General features: G+C 54.3%; 12 protein-coding genes. 6 read left to right on the top strand and 6 right to left on the bottom strand.

The window, feature by feature from the left end:
* Positions 1-82: 82 nt before the first annotated feature.
* Complete coding sequence (locus K8W53_RS00785) at positions 83-898, bottom strand: AraC family transcriptional regulator (RefSeq protein ID WP_000891808.1); 816 nt, start codon at positions 896-898, stop codon at positions 83-85.
* Positions 899-1,161: 263 nt separating this feature from the next.
* Between K8W53_RS00785 and K8W53_RS00780 the strand changes: the two genes are divergently transcribed.
* Positions 1,162-3,117 carry a glycoside hydrolase family 127 protein gene (locus K8W53_RS00780; protein ID WP_023225096.1) on the top strand — a complete coding sequence of 652 codons (1,956 nt, stop codon included), beginning with the start codon at positions 1,162-1,164 and terminating at the stop codon, positions 3,115-3,117.
* Positions 3,118-3,346: 229 nt separating this feature from the next.
* On the opposite strand, the gene aldB is transcribed toward K8W53_RS00780, so the two are convergent.
* Positions 3,347-4,885: an aldehyde dehydrogenase AldB gene (gene aldB, locus K8W53_RS00775; protein WP_000183988.1), complete on the bottom strand. Its 1,539-nt coding sequence runs from the start codon at positions 4,883-4,885 to the stop codon at positions 3,347-3,349.
* 168 nt (positions 4,886-5,053) lie between these two features.
* Between aldB and K8W53_RS00770 the strand changes: the two genes are divergently transcribed.
* Positions 5,054-5,935, top strand: a complete 882-nt coding sequence (locus K8W53_RS00770; protein WP_001188273.1) for an ROK family protein — start codon at positions 5,054-5,056, stop codon at positions 5,933-5,935.
* Between the two features lie 247 nt (positions 5,936-6,182).
* Here the strand turns inward: K8W53_RS00770 and selB are convergent, their stop codons facing one another.
* The 3 genes from selB to K8W53_RS00755 form a co-directional block, all read right to left on the bottom strand.
* Positions 6,183-8,033, bottom strand: coding sequence for a selenocysteine-specific translation elongation factor (gene selB / locus K8W53_RS00765; RefSeq protein ID WP_023225097.1), 1,851 nt, complete (start codon positions 8,031-8,033; stop codon positions 6,183-6,185).
* Positions 8,030-9,421, bottom strand: a complete 1,392-nt coding sequence (gene selA / locus K8W53_RS00760; RefSeq protein ID WP_000200187.1) for an L-seryl-tRNA(Sec) selenium transferase — start codon at positions 9,419-9,421, stop codon at positions 8,030-8,032. Before selA ends, selB begins: the two co-directional genes overlap by 4 nt.
* Before the next feature lie 98 nt (positions 9,422-9,519).
* The gene (locus K8W53_RS00755) at positions 9,520-10,128 is read right to left on the bottom strand and encodes a glutathione S-transferase (RefSeq protein WP_000766681.1); all 609 of its coding nucleotides are present in this window, start codon (positions 10,126-10,128) and stop codon (positions 9,520-9,522) included.
* A 475-nt stretch (positions 10,129-10,603) separates the two neighbouring features.
* Between K8W53_RS00755 and mtlA the strand changes: the two genes are divergently transcribed.
* The 3 genes from mtlA (at position 10,604) to mtlR (ending at position 14,486) form a co-directional block, all read left to right on the top strand.
* Positions 10,604-12,520, top strand: coding sequence for a PTS mannitol transporter subunit IICBA (gene mtlA, locus K8W53_RS00750; RefSeq protein ID WP_000093287.1), 1,917 nt, complete (start codon positions 10,604-10,606; stop codon positions 12,518-12,520).
* Between the two features lie 230 nt (positions 12,521-12,750).
* Positions 12,751-13,899 carry a mannitol-1-phosphate 5-dehydrogenase gene (mtlD, locus tag K8W53_RS00745; RefSeq protein WP_023225098.1) on the top strand — a complete coding sequence of 383 codons (1,149 nt, stop codon included), beginning with the start codon at positions 12,751-12,753 and terminating at the stop codon, positions 13,897-13,899.
* Complete coding sequence (gene mtlR, locus K8W53_RS00740; RefSeq protein ID WP_000193201.1) at positions 13,896-14,486, top strand: mannitol operon repressor MtlR; 591 nt, start codon at positions 13,896-13,898, stop codon at positions 14,484-14,486. Before mtlD ends, mtlR begins: the two co-directional genes overlap by 4 nt.
* Positions 14,487-14,495: 9 nt before the next feature.
* Here mtlR and K8W53_RS00735 read toward each other — a convergent pair whose 3' ends face one another.
* Positions 14,496-14,705 (bottom strand): hypothetical protein, encoded by a 210-nt coding sequence (locus tag K8W53_RS00735; RefSeq protein ID WP_023225099.1) that lies wholly within the window; start codon positions 14,703-14,705, stop codon positions 14,496-14,498.
* A 290-nt stretch (positions 14,706-14,995) separates the two neighbouring features.
* Between K8W53_RS00735 and K8W53_RS00730 the strand changes: the two genes are divergently transcribed.
* On the top strand, positions 14,996-15,358 hold the full coding sequence (locus K8W53_RS00730) for a YibL family ribosome-associated protein (RefSeq protein ID WP_023225100.1): 363 nt from the start codon (positions 14,996-14,998) through the stop codon (positions 15,356-15,358).
* The last annotated feature ends 90 nt before the right edge of the window (positions 15,359-15,448 follow it).

Here is a 15,448-nt window from a genome sequence, read left to right as displayed (position 1 = left end):
ATGAACTCTTGTAGGCCCGATAAGCAAAGCGCCATCGGGCATTCAGTTTGCAACCGCGTTGTCAGAGGGCCAAAGATTATGCTCAAGAATTAACGTGTTCCTTACTGTAGCGCCGCTTCCAGGCGGTAGGCGTCAGGCCGGTGTGCTTGCGGAAGATCTGGCGAAAGTAACCAACGTCATTAAAACCGCACCGCTCCGCCACCTCTTTTAACGAACGCGCGTCGCTAATCAGCAACTTTTCCGCCTCGCGCACCCGCTGGCGGTGGATGGCTTCCGTTAGCGTAAGGTGAAATACCCGCCGATAAACGCGTCCCAGATAATCCACATTGCAATGCAGTTCTTTCGCCAGAACCGAGCTGGAAAGCGGCAGGTGATAGTGCGTTCGAATCAGCTGCTGCACTTTCCAGGCCAGCGACACGCCAGCGGCCTCGGCGTTTTCATTCTGCCGGGCGTCAACGGTGAGCTGCTGCAAAATCAGCAGCACGATGAACTCCAGCGCCGGGCTGCGCTGGTGCTTTTCCTGCTCGTTCATAAACTGGCGAAAAAGCGCAATCAGCGCCTGCGGATCGGCAACCTGGGTATGCTGCGGCACGGAAAGATGCGTCAGCCAGCGCGGGTCGCTGTCCGGCGCTTTGACCTCAAAATGGAGCCAGTAAAATTTAAGATCGGCGGGAAACTCCTCAACGCCAATATGGCGGCGATGCGGCCAAAGCAACAGGCTTTCCCCGGCTTCGACACAGAAAACACATTCTTCTTCCTGAATTTTCAGGCAGCCTTTTTCCACAAATATAATTTCCCACGATTGCAGACGCCTGGCAGGATGACGCCCAATGCCGCGAGAAATAAATAATCCGCCGTTTTGGACTTTAATCGGTAATGTTATGGATAATTCGAGCATTAATATGTCATTTCCCGCTCATTCAGCACCGTATTTCATATTACCTTTTGATTATTAACTAAAAATAGTCATTTCACTCGATCCATCTCACATTTTTAAATACGGGTCGGAATCGTCATCTTTTTTTACTCTTTTATCGCCTTGTCGCTCACCGCTATCCGGGCAAAATGAATCAGGTCATAACGCGAAAATAAAAATTACTGCCATAAAATACCCCGTCAGCGAGGAATATCTATGACCTCTACAACCTTAAGGAGCACGAAATGAACGTACTGGAAGTCGATCTGCATAAACTGACGGTCAGCGATCCGTTCCTCGGACAGTATCAACAACTGGTTCGCGATGTGGTTATTCCTTACCAGTGGGATGCGTTAAACGATCGTATTCCAGAGGCTGAACCCAGCCATGCCATTGAAAATTTCCGCATTGCCGCAGGCCAGCAGACGGGCGACTTTTACGGCATGGTCTTTCAGGACAGCGACGTGGCGAAATGGCTGGAAGCGGTTGCCTGGTCACTGTGCCAGAAGCCCGATCCCGCGCTTGAGAAAACCGCCGATGAGGTGATTGAACTGGTGGCCGCCGCGCAGTGTGACGATGGCTATCTCAATACGTACTTTACGGCAAAAGCCCCGCAAGAACGCTGGAGCAACCTGGCGGAGTGCCATGAGCTTTATTGCGCCGGGCATCTGATTGAAGCGGGCGTCGCCTTCTTTCAGGCCACCAGCAAGCGTCGGCTGCTAGACGTCATTTGTCGCCTGGCCGATCATATCGACAGCACTTTCGGCCCTGGCGAAAATCAGCTGCACGGCTATCCGGGCCACCCGGAAATTGAGCTGGCGCTGATGCGTCTGTATGAGGTAACAGAGCAGCCGCGCTATATGACGCTGGCAAGCTACTTTATCGGGCAGCGCGGCACCCAACCGCACTTCTACGACGAAGAGTACGAAAAACGCGGCCAGACCTCGTACTGGCACACCTACGGCCCGGCGTGGATGGTCAAAGACAAAGCCTACAGCCAGGCGCATCTGCCAATTTCGCAGCAGCAGACGGCCATTGGCCACGCGGTACGTTTTGTCTATCTGATGACTGGCGTGGCGCATCTCGCTCGCCTGAGCAACGATGAAGGCAAACGCCAGGACTGCCTGCGTCTGTGGAAAAATATGGCGCAGCGTCAGCTGTATATCACCGGAGGCATCGGTTCCCAGAGCAGCGGCGAAGCCTTTAGCAGCGATTACGATTTACCGAATGATTCGGTCTATGCGGAAAGCTGCGCTTCAATCGGCCTGATGATGTTCGCCCGCCGGATGCTGGAAATGGAAGCCGATAGCCAGTACGCCGACGTGATGGAGCGCGCGCTGTACAACACCGTCCTCGGTGGTATGGCGCTGGATGGCAAGCATTTCTTCTACGTCAACCCGCTGGAAGTGCATCCAAAATCGTTAAAATTCAACCATATTTACGATCACGTTAAGCCCATCCGCCAGCGCTGGTTTGGCTGCGCCTGCTGCCCGCCGAACATCGCCCGCGTGCTCACCTCCCTTGGTCACTACATCTACACGCCGCGTGCGGATGCGCTGTACATCAATATGTACGTGGGTAACAGCATGGAAATACCGGTTGAAAATGGCGCGCTCAAACTGCGAATCAGCGGGAACTACCCGTGGCATGAGCAGGTGAAGATTGCCATCGACTCTGTGCAGCCGGTACGTCACACGCTGGCGCTACGCCTGCCGGACTGGTGCCCTGAGGCAAAAGTGACGCTCAACGGGCTGGAAGTGGAACAGGATATTCGCAAAGGTTATCTGCATATCCGTCGGACCTGGCAGGAGGGCGATACGATAACCCTGACGCTGCCGATGCCGGTTCGCCGCGTGTATGGCAATCCGCTGGCGCGTCACGTCGCCGGTAAGGTCGCCATTCAGCGCGGGCCGCTGGTCTATTGCCTTGAGCAGGCCGATAACGGCGAAGAACTGCATAATCTGTGGCTACCGAAAGAGAATGAGTTCCGGGTCTTTGAGGGCAAAGGGCTTTTTGCGCATAAGATGCTGATTCAGGCTGAAGGCGAGAAGCAAAGCGCCCCAGATGCGCAGCATCAGGCGTTGTGGCACTACGATAACGCGCCGTCATCGCGCCAGCCGCAGACGCTAACCTTCATTCCGTGGTTTAGCTGGGCCAACCGTGGCGAGGGAGAAATGCGGATTTGGGTTAACGAGCGGTAATACTGTGCCGGATGGCGGCTGCGCCTTATCCGGCCTACAAGATTTGCAATATCAGTACATTGCGATGAATTTTTGTAGGCCTGATAAGCGAAGCGCCATCAGACATTACCACCAGGCTAATATCAACGCGGTAGACCCGATAAGCGAAGTGCCATCGGGCATTACCACCAGACTGATATCAATGCGGTAGGCCCGATAAGCGCAGCGCCATCGGGCATTACCTCTTGCGTCAGAACAGCCCCAGCGGCTTATCGGAATAGCTCACCAGCAGGCACTTGGTTTGCTGGTAGTGTTCCAGCATCATCTTATGCGTTTCGCGCCCGATGCCCGACTGCTTATAGCCGCCAAACGCCGCGTGTGCCGGATAGGCGTGATAGCAGTTGGTCCATACGCGCCCGGCCTGAATGCCGCGACCCATCTTATAAGCCAGATTGCCGTTGCGGCTCCAGACGCCTGCGCCGAGGCCATACTGCGTATCGTTAGCGATTTCCAGCGCCTCCTCCATGGTTTTAAAGGTGGTTACCGCCAGCACCGGGCCAAAGATCTCCTCCTGAAAGACGCGCATATTATTCTTACCAAACAGAATGGTAGGCTCAAGGTAATAGCCCTCTTTAAGTTCGCCATCCAGCTCCTTGCGTCGCCCACCGGTCAGAATATCGGCCCCCTCTTTTTTACCGATATCGATATAATTGAGGATAGTCTCAAGCTGGCCGTGAGAGACCTGCGCCCCCATCTGTGTACCGCTATCTAGCGGGTTCCCGCTGCGAATGCTCTCTACCCGGCGAATAGCGCGCTCCATAAAGCGCTCATAGATGGACTCCTGAACCAGCGCACGGCTTGGACAGGTACACACCTCGCCCTGGTTAAAGGCAAACAGGGCAAATCCCTCCAGCGCTTTATCAAAGAACGCATCTTCCTCATCCATCACGTCGGCGAAGAAGATATTGGGCGACTTGCCGCCTAACTCCAGCGTCACAGGAATAATATTCTGCGTGGCGTACTGCATGATCTGTTGACCCACTTCCGTCGAACCGGTAAACGCCACCTTCGCGATACGTTTCGAGGTCGCCAGATATTCACCGATCTCGCCGCCCGCGCCGTTCACGACGTTGACGACGCCCGGCGGTAACAGATCGCCAATGACTTCCATTAACAGCAGAACGGAAAGCGGCGTCAGGCGTGCCGGTTTAAGCACCACGCAGTTACCCGCCGCCAGCGCTGGCGCCATTTTCCAGCTTGCCATCAACAACGGAAAGTTCCACGGGATTATCTGCCCCACGACGCCAAGCGGTTCGTGAAAATGGTAGGCCACGGTTTCGCTATCAACTTCGCTGATCCCGCCCTCCTGCGCACGTATACAGGAGGCGAAATAGCGGAAATGATCGATCGCCAGCGGTACGTCGGCGGCGCTGGTTTCACGAATCGGTTTACCGTTATCCCAGGTTTCCGCTGTCGCCAACAGTTCGAGGTTTTGTTCCATCCGATCGGCGATCTTAAACAAGATAGCGGCACGGTCTTGTACTGACGTATGCGCCCACTTATCTTTCGCCTTATGCGCGGCGTCGAGCGCTAAATCGATATCTTTTTTACCGGAGGAAGCGACTTCACATAGCGGCTGGCCGGTCACTGGCGTCAGGTTTTGATAATATTCGCCGTCGGCGGGCGCAACCCAGTCACCGCCAATAAAATTGTCATAGCGGGCTTTTAATTTCAGTGGGTACCCGTATTCACCTGGCTGAATACGTGTTGAAGGGGGATTGTTCGTCATGACCAACTCCTTATTGTAAAGGTACTCCACAAGGGTAGACGGTACTGGTGAATTTTTCGCCAATGGTTTTCCGCTTTACGACAGCAATCACGAATTACTTTCCTTTACGTTTCTCCGTCTGGTTTTAGCCATACTAAACAGGTGCCTGTTTAACGTACGGAGAACACTATGCAGCAATATATCGGTATTGATGTGGGAGGAACTCACGTCAAATATGGCGTGATTAACAGTGACGGCGAAGAATTAACCCATCATCAATTCGATACGCCAGAGGACGCCTCCACGTTTACCCGCAAATGGCAGGATGTGGTGGCGCGTTGCCAACAGGACTATGACATTGCGGCAATCGGGGTCAGTTTCCCCGGCCATATTAATCCCCATAACGGTCATGCGGCAAAAGCGGGCGCGCTGGCTTACCTGGATGACGTCAACCTGATGGAGTTGTTCAGCGGGCTGACCGATCTGCCGCTGGTCGTGGAGAACGACGCGAACTGCGCGGCGCTGGGCGAAATGTGGCGAGGCGCCGGGCAGCATTACGAAAACATGGTCTGCATTACCATTGGAACCGGCATTGGCGGCGGTATTATCGTCGGACGAGAACTGTATCGCGGCGCACATTTCCATGCCGGTGAATTCGGCGTCATGCCGGTCGGGAATAATGGCGAAAGTATGCATAAAATCGCGTCAACCAGCGGATTAATGGCGTCGTGCCGCCAGGCGCTGGCGCTGCCCGCCGAAGAGATGCCGCCTGCGGATGTGATCTTCGAACGAATGGCGACCGATGTTCATCTGCGTGAGGCGGTCAATGACTGGGCGCGTTATCTGTCACGCGGCGTTTACAGCGTGATCTCTATGTTTGATCCGGGCGTGGTGCTGATCGGCGGAGGAATAAGCGAACAGGAAAAGCTCTACCCGCTCCTGACGCGGCATCTTGAAACGTTTGAAATGTGGGAGGCGCTCCAGGTGCCGATTCAGCCCTGCCAACTGGGAAATCAGGCGGGCAGGCTGGGCGCCGTCTGGCTGGCGCAGCAAAAGCTCGCCCGAAGCTAACGAGTTACGCCTTATCCGGCCTGCATCGTCTACGCAGGCCCGGTAAGCGTCCGCGCCACCGGGCAAAGGCGTTACATCGCCGCGCGATAAATTTCCACAATCTCATCGTGAGTCGCCTGACTAAGGCGCAAAGAATATGGGCAAAACTATTCTGATAATAGGCTCACGCTGGCTATTTTAAGAAGCCAGAAAAATAAAAAGCAACGCAATAATTGTATTGCTTCATTTGTTATTTAATTTAACCATTTCATTCTTTTTGCGGAAATAATAACGCATCACGTAATAAATGATCATTCCCACGACGTCGTGTAAACCCAATCCGGTCAAAATATTCAAGGATCTGAATGGCCAGCTTCCGCCCTACATTCAGCCTGTCGCGAAAATCCGCCGCACAGGTTGATCCTCTCTCTTGATCCAGCTCGCGGATCATATTGGCGAAAGCGACAATCCGATCGTTACGATAGTACCGATCTTTTACGATCGCGGTAATGATGCCTTGCTGTGCCGCCTGCCGCAGCACCAGCCGCATCAATTGTTCTTCCGTTCCGGTCTCTTTCGCCAGATCGCGTACCCACCAGGGCTCATCGCCAAATAGCGGTTCAACTTTTTGCCAGACGGCCTGCTGCTCATCGCTAAATCCTGCTTTATGATCCGGCAGATGCAACCAACCGTGATGGCTATGAATCAGGTCGTCGTCGCGCATCCGCTCGATCAGCATCAGGACCAGCGCTTCATCCTCCATTGGCAGGGCCATGCGGCGTAAACGCTCGCGTCCCGGCCCCGGTTCATCGCGGTGCTGTTCGTGGTAGGTCGCCAGCGTATCAAGAATCTTACGCTGCCAGCGGGCGGCGACGGGCGCGCTTAACAGATTGTCTCCGGCCTGGATAAAACCATGTTGCTCAATAAGCTGACGCATACCGAGAGGATTAAGCTGACGCGCCCAACCGAAATCCGGCAGGTTGACGGCGCCGCGTTCCAGATGAATGGCCAACGCCGCGCTATCGTCCTGCGCGTCGGCAAGCGTTGAAAGCCAGTGCAAATAATCTGGTTTACGTTTACCGCGACGCGGCGCCTTAAGCGTCACCACGCGTGCGCCGGCAAGGGTGGCGCGTGCGGAAATATCACGCAGCACCAGTCTGTCATTATCGGCCAGCCACAACGGCGTATCAAAGATCAGCTCGGCCAGCCCGCCTTCCAGCAAAGAGACGCGACCGGTCACATGGCTGGCGGCATGGTGAATATGTAGCGGCTGCCATTGGGAAAGCGGCGCATGAAGCGCCAGAGAAACGATCACCCGGGAAAAAGCTTCCCCCACCGGCGCATCGGAAAGCAGCCAGTCGCCGCGGTTAAGCTGCTCCTTCTCCGCATCGCCCGCAATATTGAGCGCAATACGTTGCCCGGCATACGCATGGTCGGTGGGCTGATTTTGCGCGTGTAGACTTCGTACGCGCATCGGCGTATTAACGCCGGTCAACCATAGCGTATCGCCCACGTTTACCTCTCCGCTCAGCGCCGTTCCGGTCACCACCAGTCCCGCCCCTTTCACCGTAAACGCACGGTCGATAGCCAGACGGAAGCGATGCTGCGCGGCGTGCGAACGTGCAGGAAGTTGCTGTAAATGAGCGCGAAGTTCTGCAATACCGCGTCCTTCATTGGCGGCGGTGACAAATAAAACGGTATCGGCGAAGCCATAGTTGTCGAGCGCCGCCAGTACCTCTTCACGTACTTCACCGATACGCGCCTCGTCCACGCGATCGGCTTTGGTCAGCGCGACGGTGAGCTGGAGATTGCCCGTCAGTTGCAGGATCTGTAAATGCTCGCGCGTTTGCGCCATAACGCCGTCATCACAGGCGACCACCAGCAAAGCGTGATCGATACCGCCTACGCCCGCCAGCATGTTAGAGAGGAATTTTTCATGCCCAGGCACATCGATAAAGCCCAGCACACGACCATCCGGCTGCGGCCAATAGGCGTAACCCAGATCGATAGTCATCCCGCGTTTTTTCTCTTCCGGCAGACGGTCGGCATTAATGCCGGTAATCGCCTGGAGCAACGTCGTTTTACCGTGGTCTACGTGTCCGGCAGTTGCAATAATCATTTCAGCATCATCTCCATAAACCGGCTTTCGTCTTCAAGACAGCGCATATCCAGCCATAAACGGCCATCATAAATTCGGCCAATGACCGGTACAGGCAGCATGCGCCAGCGGGCCGCCAGCGCCTCCAGCCGACTACCGCGCCCGTCGTGCGGGGTAAAGGTCATGGCGGCGCTGGGAAGGCGGTCTACCGGTAATGAACCGCTGCCGATTTGCGACAGGCAGGGTTTAACCTCCAGCGCAAATTCATCGCCGTAACGTGCCGCCAGCCGCGCCTGTAATCGCTGCGCTTGTTCGCGAATCGACGCTTCACTGCGGGTTAACAGACGCAGGGTGGGTAATTTCTCCGCCAACGCTTCCGGGTGCAGATACAGACGTAACGTTGCCTCCAGCGCCGCCAGCGTCATTTTATCCGCGCGCAGAGCGCGTTTCAGCGGATGGCTTTGCAGTTGGGCAATCATCGCTTTTTTGCCGACGATGATCCCGGCCTGCGGCCCGCCCAGCAACTTATCGCCGGAGAAGCTTACCAGGCTGACGCCTGCGGCAATGAGCTGCTGCGGCATCGGCTCTTTGGGTAAGCCATATTGACTTAAATCCACCAGCGAACCGCTGCCCAGATCCGCCACCACCGGAATATCCAGCTCTCGCCCGATTTCCGCCAGTTCCGCTTCCTCTACCGTTTTGGTAAAGCCCTCAATGCTGTAATTACTGGTATGCACCTTCATCAACAGACCGGTATTTTCATTTACCGCCTGACGGTAATCTTTCGCGTGCGTCCGGTTGGTGGTGCCCACTTCATGCAGCGTACAGCCCGCCTGGCGCATAACATCCGGAATACGAAACGCGCCGCCGATTTCGACCAGCTCGCCACGCGAAACCACCACCTCTTTGCCGCTGGCGGTCGCCGCCAGCATCAGCAATACCGCCGCCGCATTGTTATTGACGATACAGGCGTCCTCCGCCCCGGTGATACGGCATAACAGCGTCGCCAGCGCCCGGTCGCGATGCCCCCGCCCGGCGCCATCCAAATCATATTCCAGCGTCACCGGCGCGCGCATCGCCTGCGTTACCGCCTCAATCGCTTCTTGCGCCTGCAATGCGCGGCCAAGGTTGGTGTGCAGCACCGTCCCCGTCAGGTTAATCACCGGGCGCAGCGCGCTTTGCGCCGCATTTTCCAGCCGGAGTTTCGCCTCTTGCGCCCAGTCTGCGTACCAGTCGGGAAGCGTTTGCGTATTCCGGATGACGTCGCGCGCGTCGTCAAGCATCCGCCTAAGCAGATCAACCACCTGGGTATGGCCATACCGATCGCGCAGAGAAAGAAAAGCGCTATCGTGCAATAAGCGATCGATAGCAGGAAGCTGGCTGTAGAGTGTACGCGTTTCGCTTGTCATGAAAATGCCTGGCTGTTGGTGGCCCTCTCCTGGCGGGAGAGGGATATCGACATAAGGGGGATTGTAACGTGAGTTTGCTCAGGCGGACATAATGCGCGTCAAGCCTTTGGCGCTTCGGTGCGGGCAAAGCTTTCGCGTTGAAAAAGCGTTTCGACCAGTTTGACCAGGTGGGGGCGGCTAACGCACCAGCCAGGCGCGACCCGGCGGAAGTTGAGATAGCCTACCGCACAGGCAATCGCGATAGTCGCCAGATTGACCGTATCCGTTTTTAGCGTCCCGTCGCTCAGATAACTTTCGAGCATATCCAGGCTGCGGTTGATTTTTTCCCGCTGGCGCAGCAGTTCCGTTTCCGATTGTTGCGCCGCCGGACGCGCCTGTTCGCGTACAGAAACCAACGCTGCATCCATAATGCCGTCAGCCAACGCTTCAAGCTGGCGAACTTTAAGCGCTGCCATCGGGTCACGCGGGAGCATCGCTGGCGCGATATCCAGCAGTTCAATATATTCCGCGATGATCGGCGAATCGAACCAATACTCGCCTTTCTCCGTCACCAGCGCTGGCACCTTACCCAGAGGGTTGTATTGCGCCACGCCGTTATCCGCCTCGTAGGGTAGTTCATTAATAAATTCGAAGGTAATGCCTTTTTCGAGCAGCAGAACAGAGATTTTGCGCACAAAAGGGCTGGTGTAGCTACCGATGAGTTTCATGCCGTGTCCTTTTTGCCAACCAGTAAAAATCATAGTATGGCTCAAATAAGACGAAAAGAGACGCAAAAGGAGGTTGCTGAATGACATAACGTGAGTGAGCTCGCGACAAAATGTTTGCCGGATCGTATTGGCGTTACCCGGGCTTAAAATTTCTTGTGAAGAGGATCACAAAAATTCAACAAAGCACCAAAATAAAAATGTGAAATATCTCACATAAAATGGTCTTTTAAGGGCTAAAAATTAGATTCGTTGTTTTTTTACACAGCCACTTTGTGATCAATATCACATCAATTACCTCTCTACCCCCTATATTTATGTGACACAAATCACATAAATTGTCCCTGTCTGGACAGTTGAACGATTCAGTGCCAGATTGCGCAGTATCTACACTACAGGGTCCGGCTACCTCTGCCGCTACATTAACAAACCTCGGGCTTTCAGCCTGCGCGACAGCAACATAAGAAGGGGTGTTTTTATGTCATCCGATATTAAGATCAAAGTGCAAAGCTTTGGTCGATTCCTCAGCAATATGGTGATGCCTAATATCGGCGCGTTTATCGCGTGGGGTATTATCACCGCATTATTTATTCCAACAGGGTGGTTGCCTAACGAAACGCTGGCGAAACTGGTTGGTCCGATGATCACCTACCTGCTGCCGCTGCTCATCGGTTATACCGGCGGTCGTCTGGTTGGCGGCGAACGCGGCGGCGTGGTGGGCGCTATCACTACCATGGGCGTTATTGTCGGCGCGGATATGCCGATGTTCCTCGGCTCGATGATCGCCGGTCCATTAGGCGGCTACTGCATTAAGAAATTCGACAGTTGGGTAGACGGTAAGATCAAATCCGGTTTTGAGATGCTGGTGAACAACTTCTCCGCTGGCATCATCGGTATGATCCTCGCCATCCTGGCGTTCCTCGGTATTGGTCCGGCGGTTGAAGTCCTGTCCAAAATTCTGGCGGCGGGCGTTAACTTCATGGTGGCGCACGATATGCTGCCGCTGGCGTCCATTTTTGTTGAACCGGCGAAAATCCTGTTCCTCAATAACGCGATTAACCACGGCATCTTCTCACCACTGGGTATCCAGCAGTCCCATGAGATGGGTAAATCCATCTTCTTCCTGATTGAAGCTAACCCGGGTCCGGGGATGGGCGTCCTGCTGGCGTACATGTTCTTCGGTCGCGGCAGCGCTAAACAGTCTGCGGGCGGCGCGGCAATTATCCACTTCCTGGGCGGTATCCATGAGATCTACTTCCCGTATGTGCTGATGAACCCACGTCTGATCCTGGCCGTTATCCTTGGCGGTATGACTGGCGTATTCACCCTGACCATCCTGAACGGCGGTCTGGTTTCTCCGGCTTCTCCTGGCTCCATTCTGGCGGTACTGGCGATGACGCCAAAAGGCGCTTACTTCGCTAACATCGCTGCCATCGTGGCGGCAATGGCGGTCTCCTTCGTGGTTTCTGCAATTCTGCTGAAAACCAGCAAAGTGAAAGAAGAAGATGACATTGAAGCGGCCACCCGTCGTATGCATGACATGAAAGCGGAATCTAAAGGCGCCTCTCCGCTGGCGGCTGGCGACGTGACTAACGACCTGAGCCATGTGCGTAAAATCATCGTGGCTTGCGATGCCGGTATGGGTTCCAGCGCGATGGGCGCAGGGGTACTGCGTAAGAAAGTACAGGATGCGGGCCTGAGCCAGATCTCCGTCACCAACAGCGCCATTAACAATCTGCCGCCGGATGTGGATCTGGTCATTACTCACCGTGACCTTACCGAGCGCGCGATGCGTCAGGTACCGCAGGCGCAGCATATTTCGCTGACCAACTTCCTGGATAGCGGCCTGTACACCAGCCTGACCGAACGTCTGGTTGCCGCACAGCGCCACAATACTAATGAAGAGAAAGTACGCGACCATCTGAAAGACAGCTTTGAGGAGGGTGATAACAACCTGTTCAAACTGGGTGCGGAGAATATCTTCCTGGGCCGTAAAGCCGCTAACAAAGAAGAGGCGATTCGCTTTGCCGGTGAACAACTGGTGAAAGGCGGCTATGTTGAGCCGGAATACGTCGAGGCGATGCTGGACCGCGAAAAGCTGACGCCGACTTACCTCGGTGAATCCATCGCAGTACCGCACGGTACAGTGGAAGCGAAAGATCGCGTGCTGAAAACCGGCGTGGTGTTCTGCCAGTATCCGGAAGGCGTACGCTTCGGTGAAGAAGAAGACGATATTGCCCGTCTGGTCATTGGTATCGCTGCACGTAACAATGAGCACATCCAGGTCATCACTAGCCTGACCAACGCGCTGGATGATGAATCCGTGATCGAACGTCTGGCGCACACCACCAGCGTGGATGAAGTGCTGGAACTGCTGGCAGGTAAAAAAGCTTAACAGTTAAGTATCCCCAAAATAGTTCGAGCTGCAGGAAGGCGGCAACGCAGTGAATCCCCAGTCACGTACATAAGTACGTGACTGGGGTGAGCGAGGAGAGCCAACGCATCTGCAGTTCGAAATATGAAGGCGATACCCTCTCCCTTGTGGAGAGGGTTAGGTTGAGGGGAAATCTATGCAGTCCCTCACCCCAGCCCTCTCGGGTAAAAACATTAATGAAGGTTAATACTATGAAAGCATTACATTTTGGCGCAGGTAATATCGGTCGTGGCTTTATCGGCAAACTGCTGGCTGACGCGGGGATACAACTGACGTTTGCGGATGTAAACCAGGTCGTACTCGATGCCCTGAATGCCCGTCATAGCTATCAGGTTCATGTTGTGGGTGAAAATGAGCAGGTTGATACCGTTTCCGGCGTCAACGCTGTCAGCAGCATCGGCGATGATGTTGTCGACATGATTGCCCACGTTGATTTAATCACTACTGCCGTGGGTCCGGTTGTGCTTGAGCGTATCGCTCCGGCCATCGCTAAAGGGCTGGTAAAACGTAAGGCGCAGGGCGTGGATGCCCCGCTGAATATCATCGCCTGTGAAAATATGGTGCGCGGCACCACGCAGCTGAAAGGCCACGTAATGAACGCGCTGGCGGATGGCGATAAAGCCTGGGTTGAACAGCACGTCGGTTTTGTCGATTCCGCCGTTGACCGTATTGTGCCGCCATCTGCTTCTGCGACCAACGATCCGCTGGAAGTGACGGTAGAAACCTTCAGCGAGTGGATCGTCGATAAAACCCAGTTTAAAGGCGCGTTGCCAAACATCCCGGGGATGGAGTTAACGGATAACCTGATGGCATTTGTCGAACGTAAACTCTTCACGCTGAACACGGGTCATGCTATAACCGCGTACCTCGGCAAATTAGCCGGTCATCAAACCATTCGCGACGCTATTCTCGATGAGAGTATTCGCGCGGTGGTGAAAGGCGCGATGGAAGAAAGCGGCGCGGTGCTGATCAAACGCTACGGTTTTGATGCTGACAAACATGCGGCATACATTCAGAAAATCCTCGGTCGTTTTGAAAACCCGTATCTGAAAGATGACGTCGAACGCGTAGGTCGTCAGCCGCTACGCAAACTCAGCGCGGGCGACCGTCTGATCAAACCGCTGCTTGGCACCCTGGAATATGGTCTGCCGCATGTGAATCTGGTCAAAGGGATCGCGGCGGCGATGCATTTCCGTAGTGTTGAAGATCCGCAGGCGCAGGAGTTGGCGGCTCTGATTACCGAAAAAGGCCCGCAGGCCGCGCTGGCGCAAATTTCCGGGCTGGATGCCAATAGCGATGTGGTGGCGGAGGCGGTTAACGCATATAACGCGACCAAATGACGCAGAATCCGGCGCAGGTTAGCCTGCGCCCAAATAACAGATTGTCAGATATGCAGGCAATAATGGAACAAACCCAGGCCTTTGAAAATCGTGTGCTTGAGCGTCTGAATGCTGGCAAAACCGTACGGAGCTTCCTGATTACCGCCGTCGAGTTATTGACCGAGGCGGTGAATATTCTGGTGCTCCAGGTGTTTCGCAAAGACGACTATGCGGTGAAATACGCTGTGGAACCGTTGCTGGACGGCGACGGGCCGCTGGGCGATCTTTCGGTACGTCTGAAACTTATCTATGGTCTGGGCGTACTCAGCCGCACCGAATATGAAGATGCGGAGCTGTTAATGGCGCTGCGCGAAGAGCTGAATCACGACGGCAATGAGTACGCCTTTACCGACGATGAAATCCTCGGGCCGTTTGGCGAACTGCACTGCGTCATGGCGCTACCGCCGCCGCCGCATTTTGATACGTCCGACGCGGCGCTATACGCCATGCAAATTCAGCGCTACCAGCAGGCGGTGCGTTCGACGATGGTCCTCTCTCTGACCGAGCTGATTTCTAAAATCAGCTTAAAAAAGGCCTTTCAAAAGTAAATCCCGCCGTTAACCTCTTTTTTCTTCTTTTGGTCGGTACAGCCGTCGGTAATATTCCAGACGCTGCAAATAAATGGGCGCGCTCTCCGACGGCACTTCGGAAGGAACATAATCACGCGGCGGCGTTTTATTCAGGTATTCACGGAACGCCTGGCTGGACGCCATAAAATCGACGGCTTTATCAATAAGAAGTGGTACGTTCTCACCTATTTTTGCCATGATAGATCCTCCATGTGGGACCCGCGTCTGACTCCCGCGGTCGCTTATTTGAGTTTAGGATCAATTTAGCGTTGTCATTGAGGAAAATGTGCTTAATCGCTTTTCTTGCCGACAAAAGGGCGCTTCATCTTTTCTTTCGACAAAAAGGATTTTATTCTCAACGAGATAATTAAATAATGAGCAGTGTAATACTTGCCATAATTGATTATCTTTACGTCATGAGTTGTGAAGAATCACTCACTGCGCGCATACTATAAGGTATCTATCCCATTTCTATCAGAAGCTATCCCATGAAAGAAGTCGAAAAAAACGAAATTAAACGCCTGAGCGATCGTCTTGACGCTATTCGCCACCAGCAGGCAGGTCTCTCTCTGGTTGAATCCGCCGATAAATACGCGGAGCTGGAAAAAGAAAAAGAGACGCTGGAAGCAGAAATTATCCGTCTGCGCCAAGTACACAGCCAGAAACTGAGTAAAGAAGCGCAGAAGCTGATGAACCTGCCGTTTCGCCGCGCGATCACTAAAAAAGAGCAGGCCGATATGGGCAAACTCAAAAAAAGCGTACGCGGCCTGATCGTGGTCCACCCGATGACGGCGCTGGGCCGGGAAATGGGGCTCAAAGAGATGACAGGTTTTAATAAAACAGAATTCTAAACGTTGACCGGGCGGCACTTTCGCTTACCCGGTTCTTCCTTTCTGACTGACTAAATTATTGGTCCTACCAATTCCCGCTGGATCCGACCA

The organism is Salmonella sp. A29-2 (assembly GCF_020150755.1).
In the GTDB taxonomy this organism is placed as follows: domain Bacteria; phylum Pseudomonadota; class Gammaproteobacteria; order Enterobacterales; family Enterobacteriaceae; genus Salmonella; species Salmonella enterica.
The sequence above is the reverse complement of the archived record's forward strand: the minus strand, read 5'-3'. Positions and strand labels throughout refer to the sequence as shown.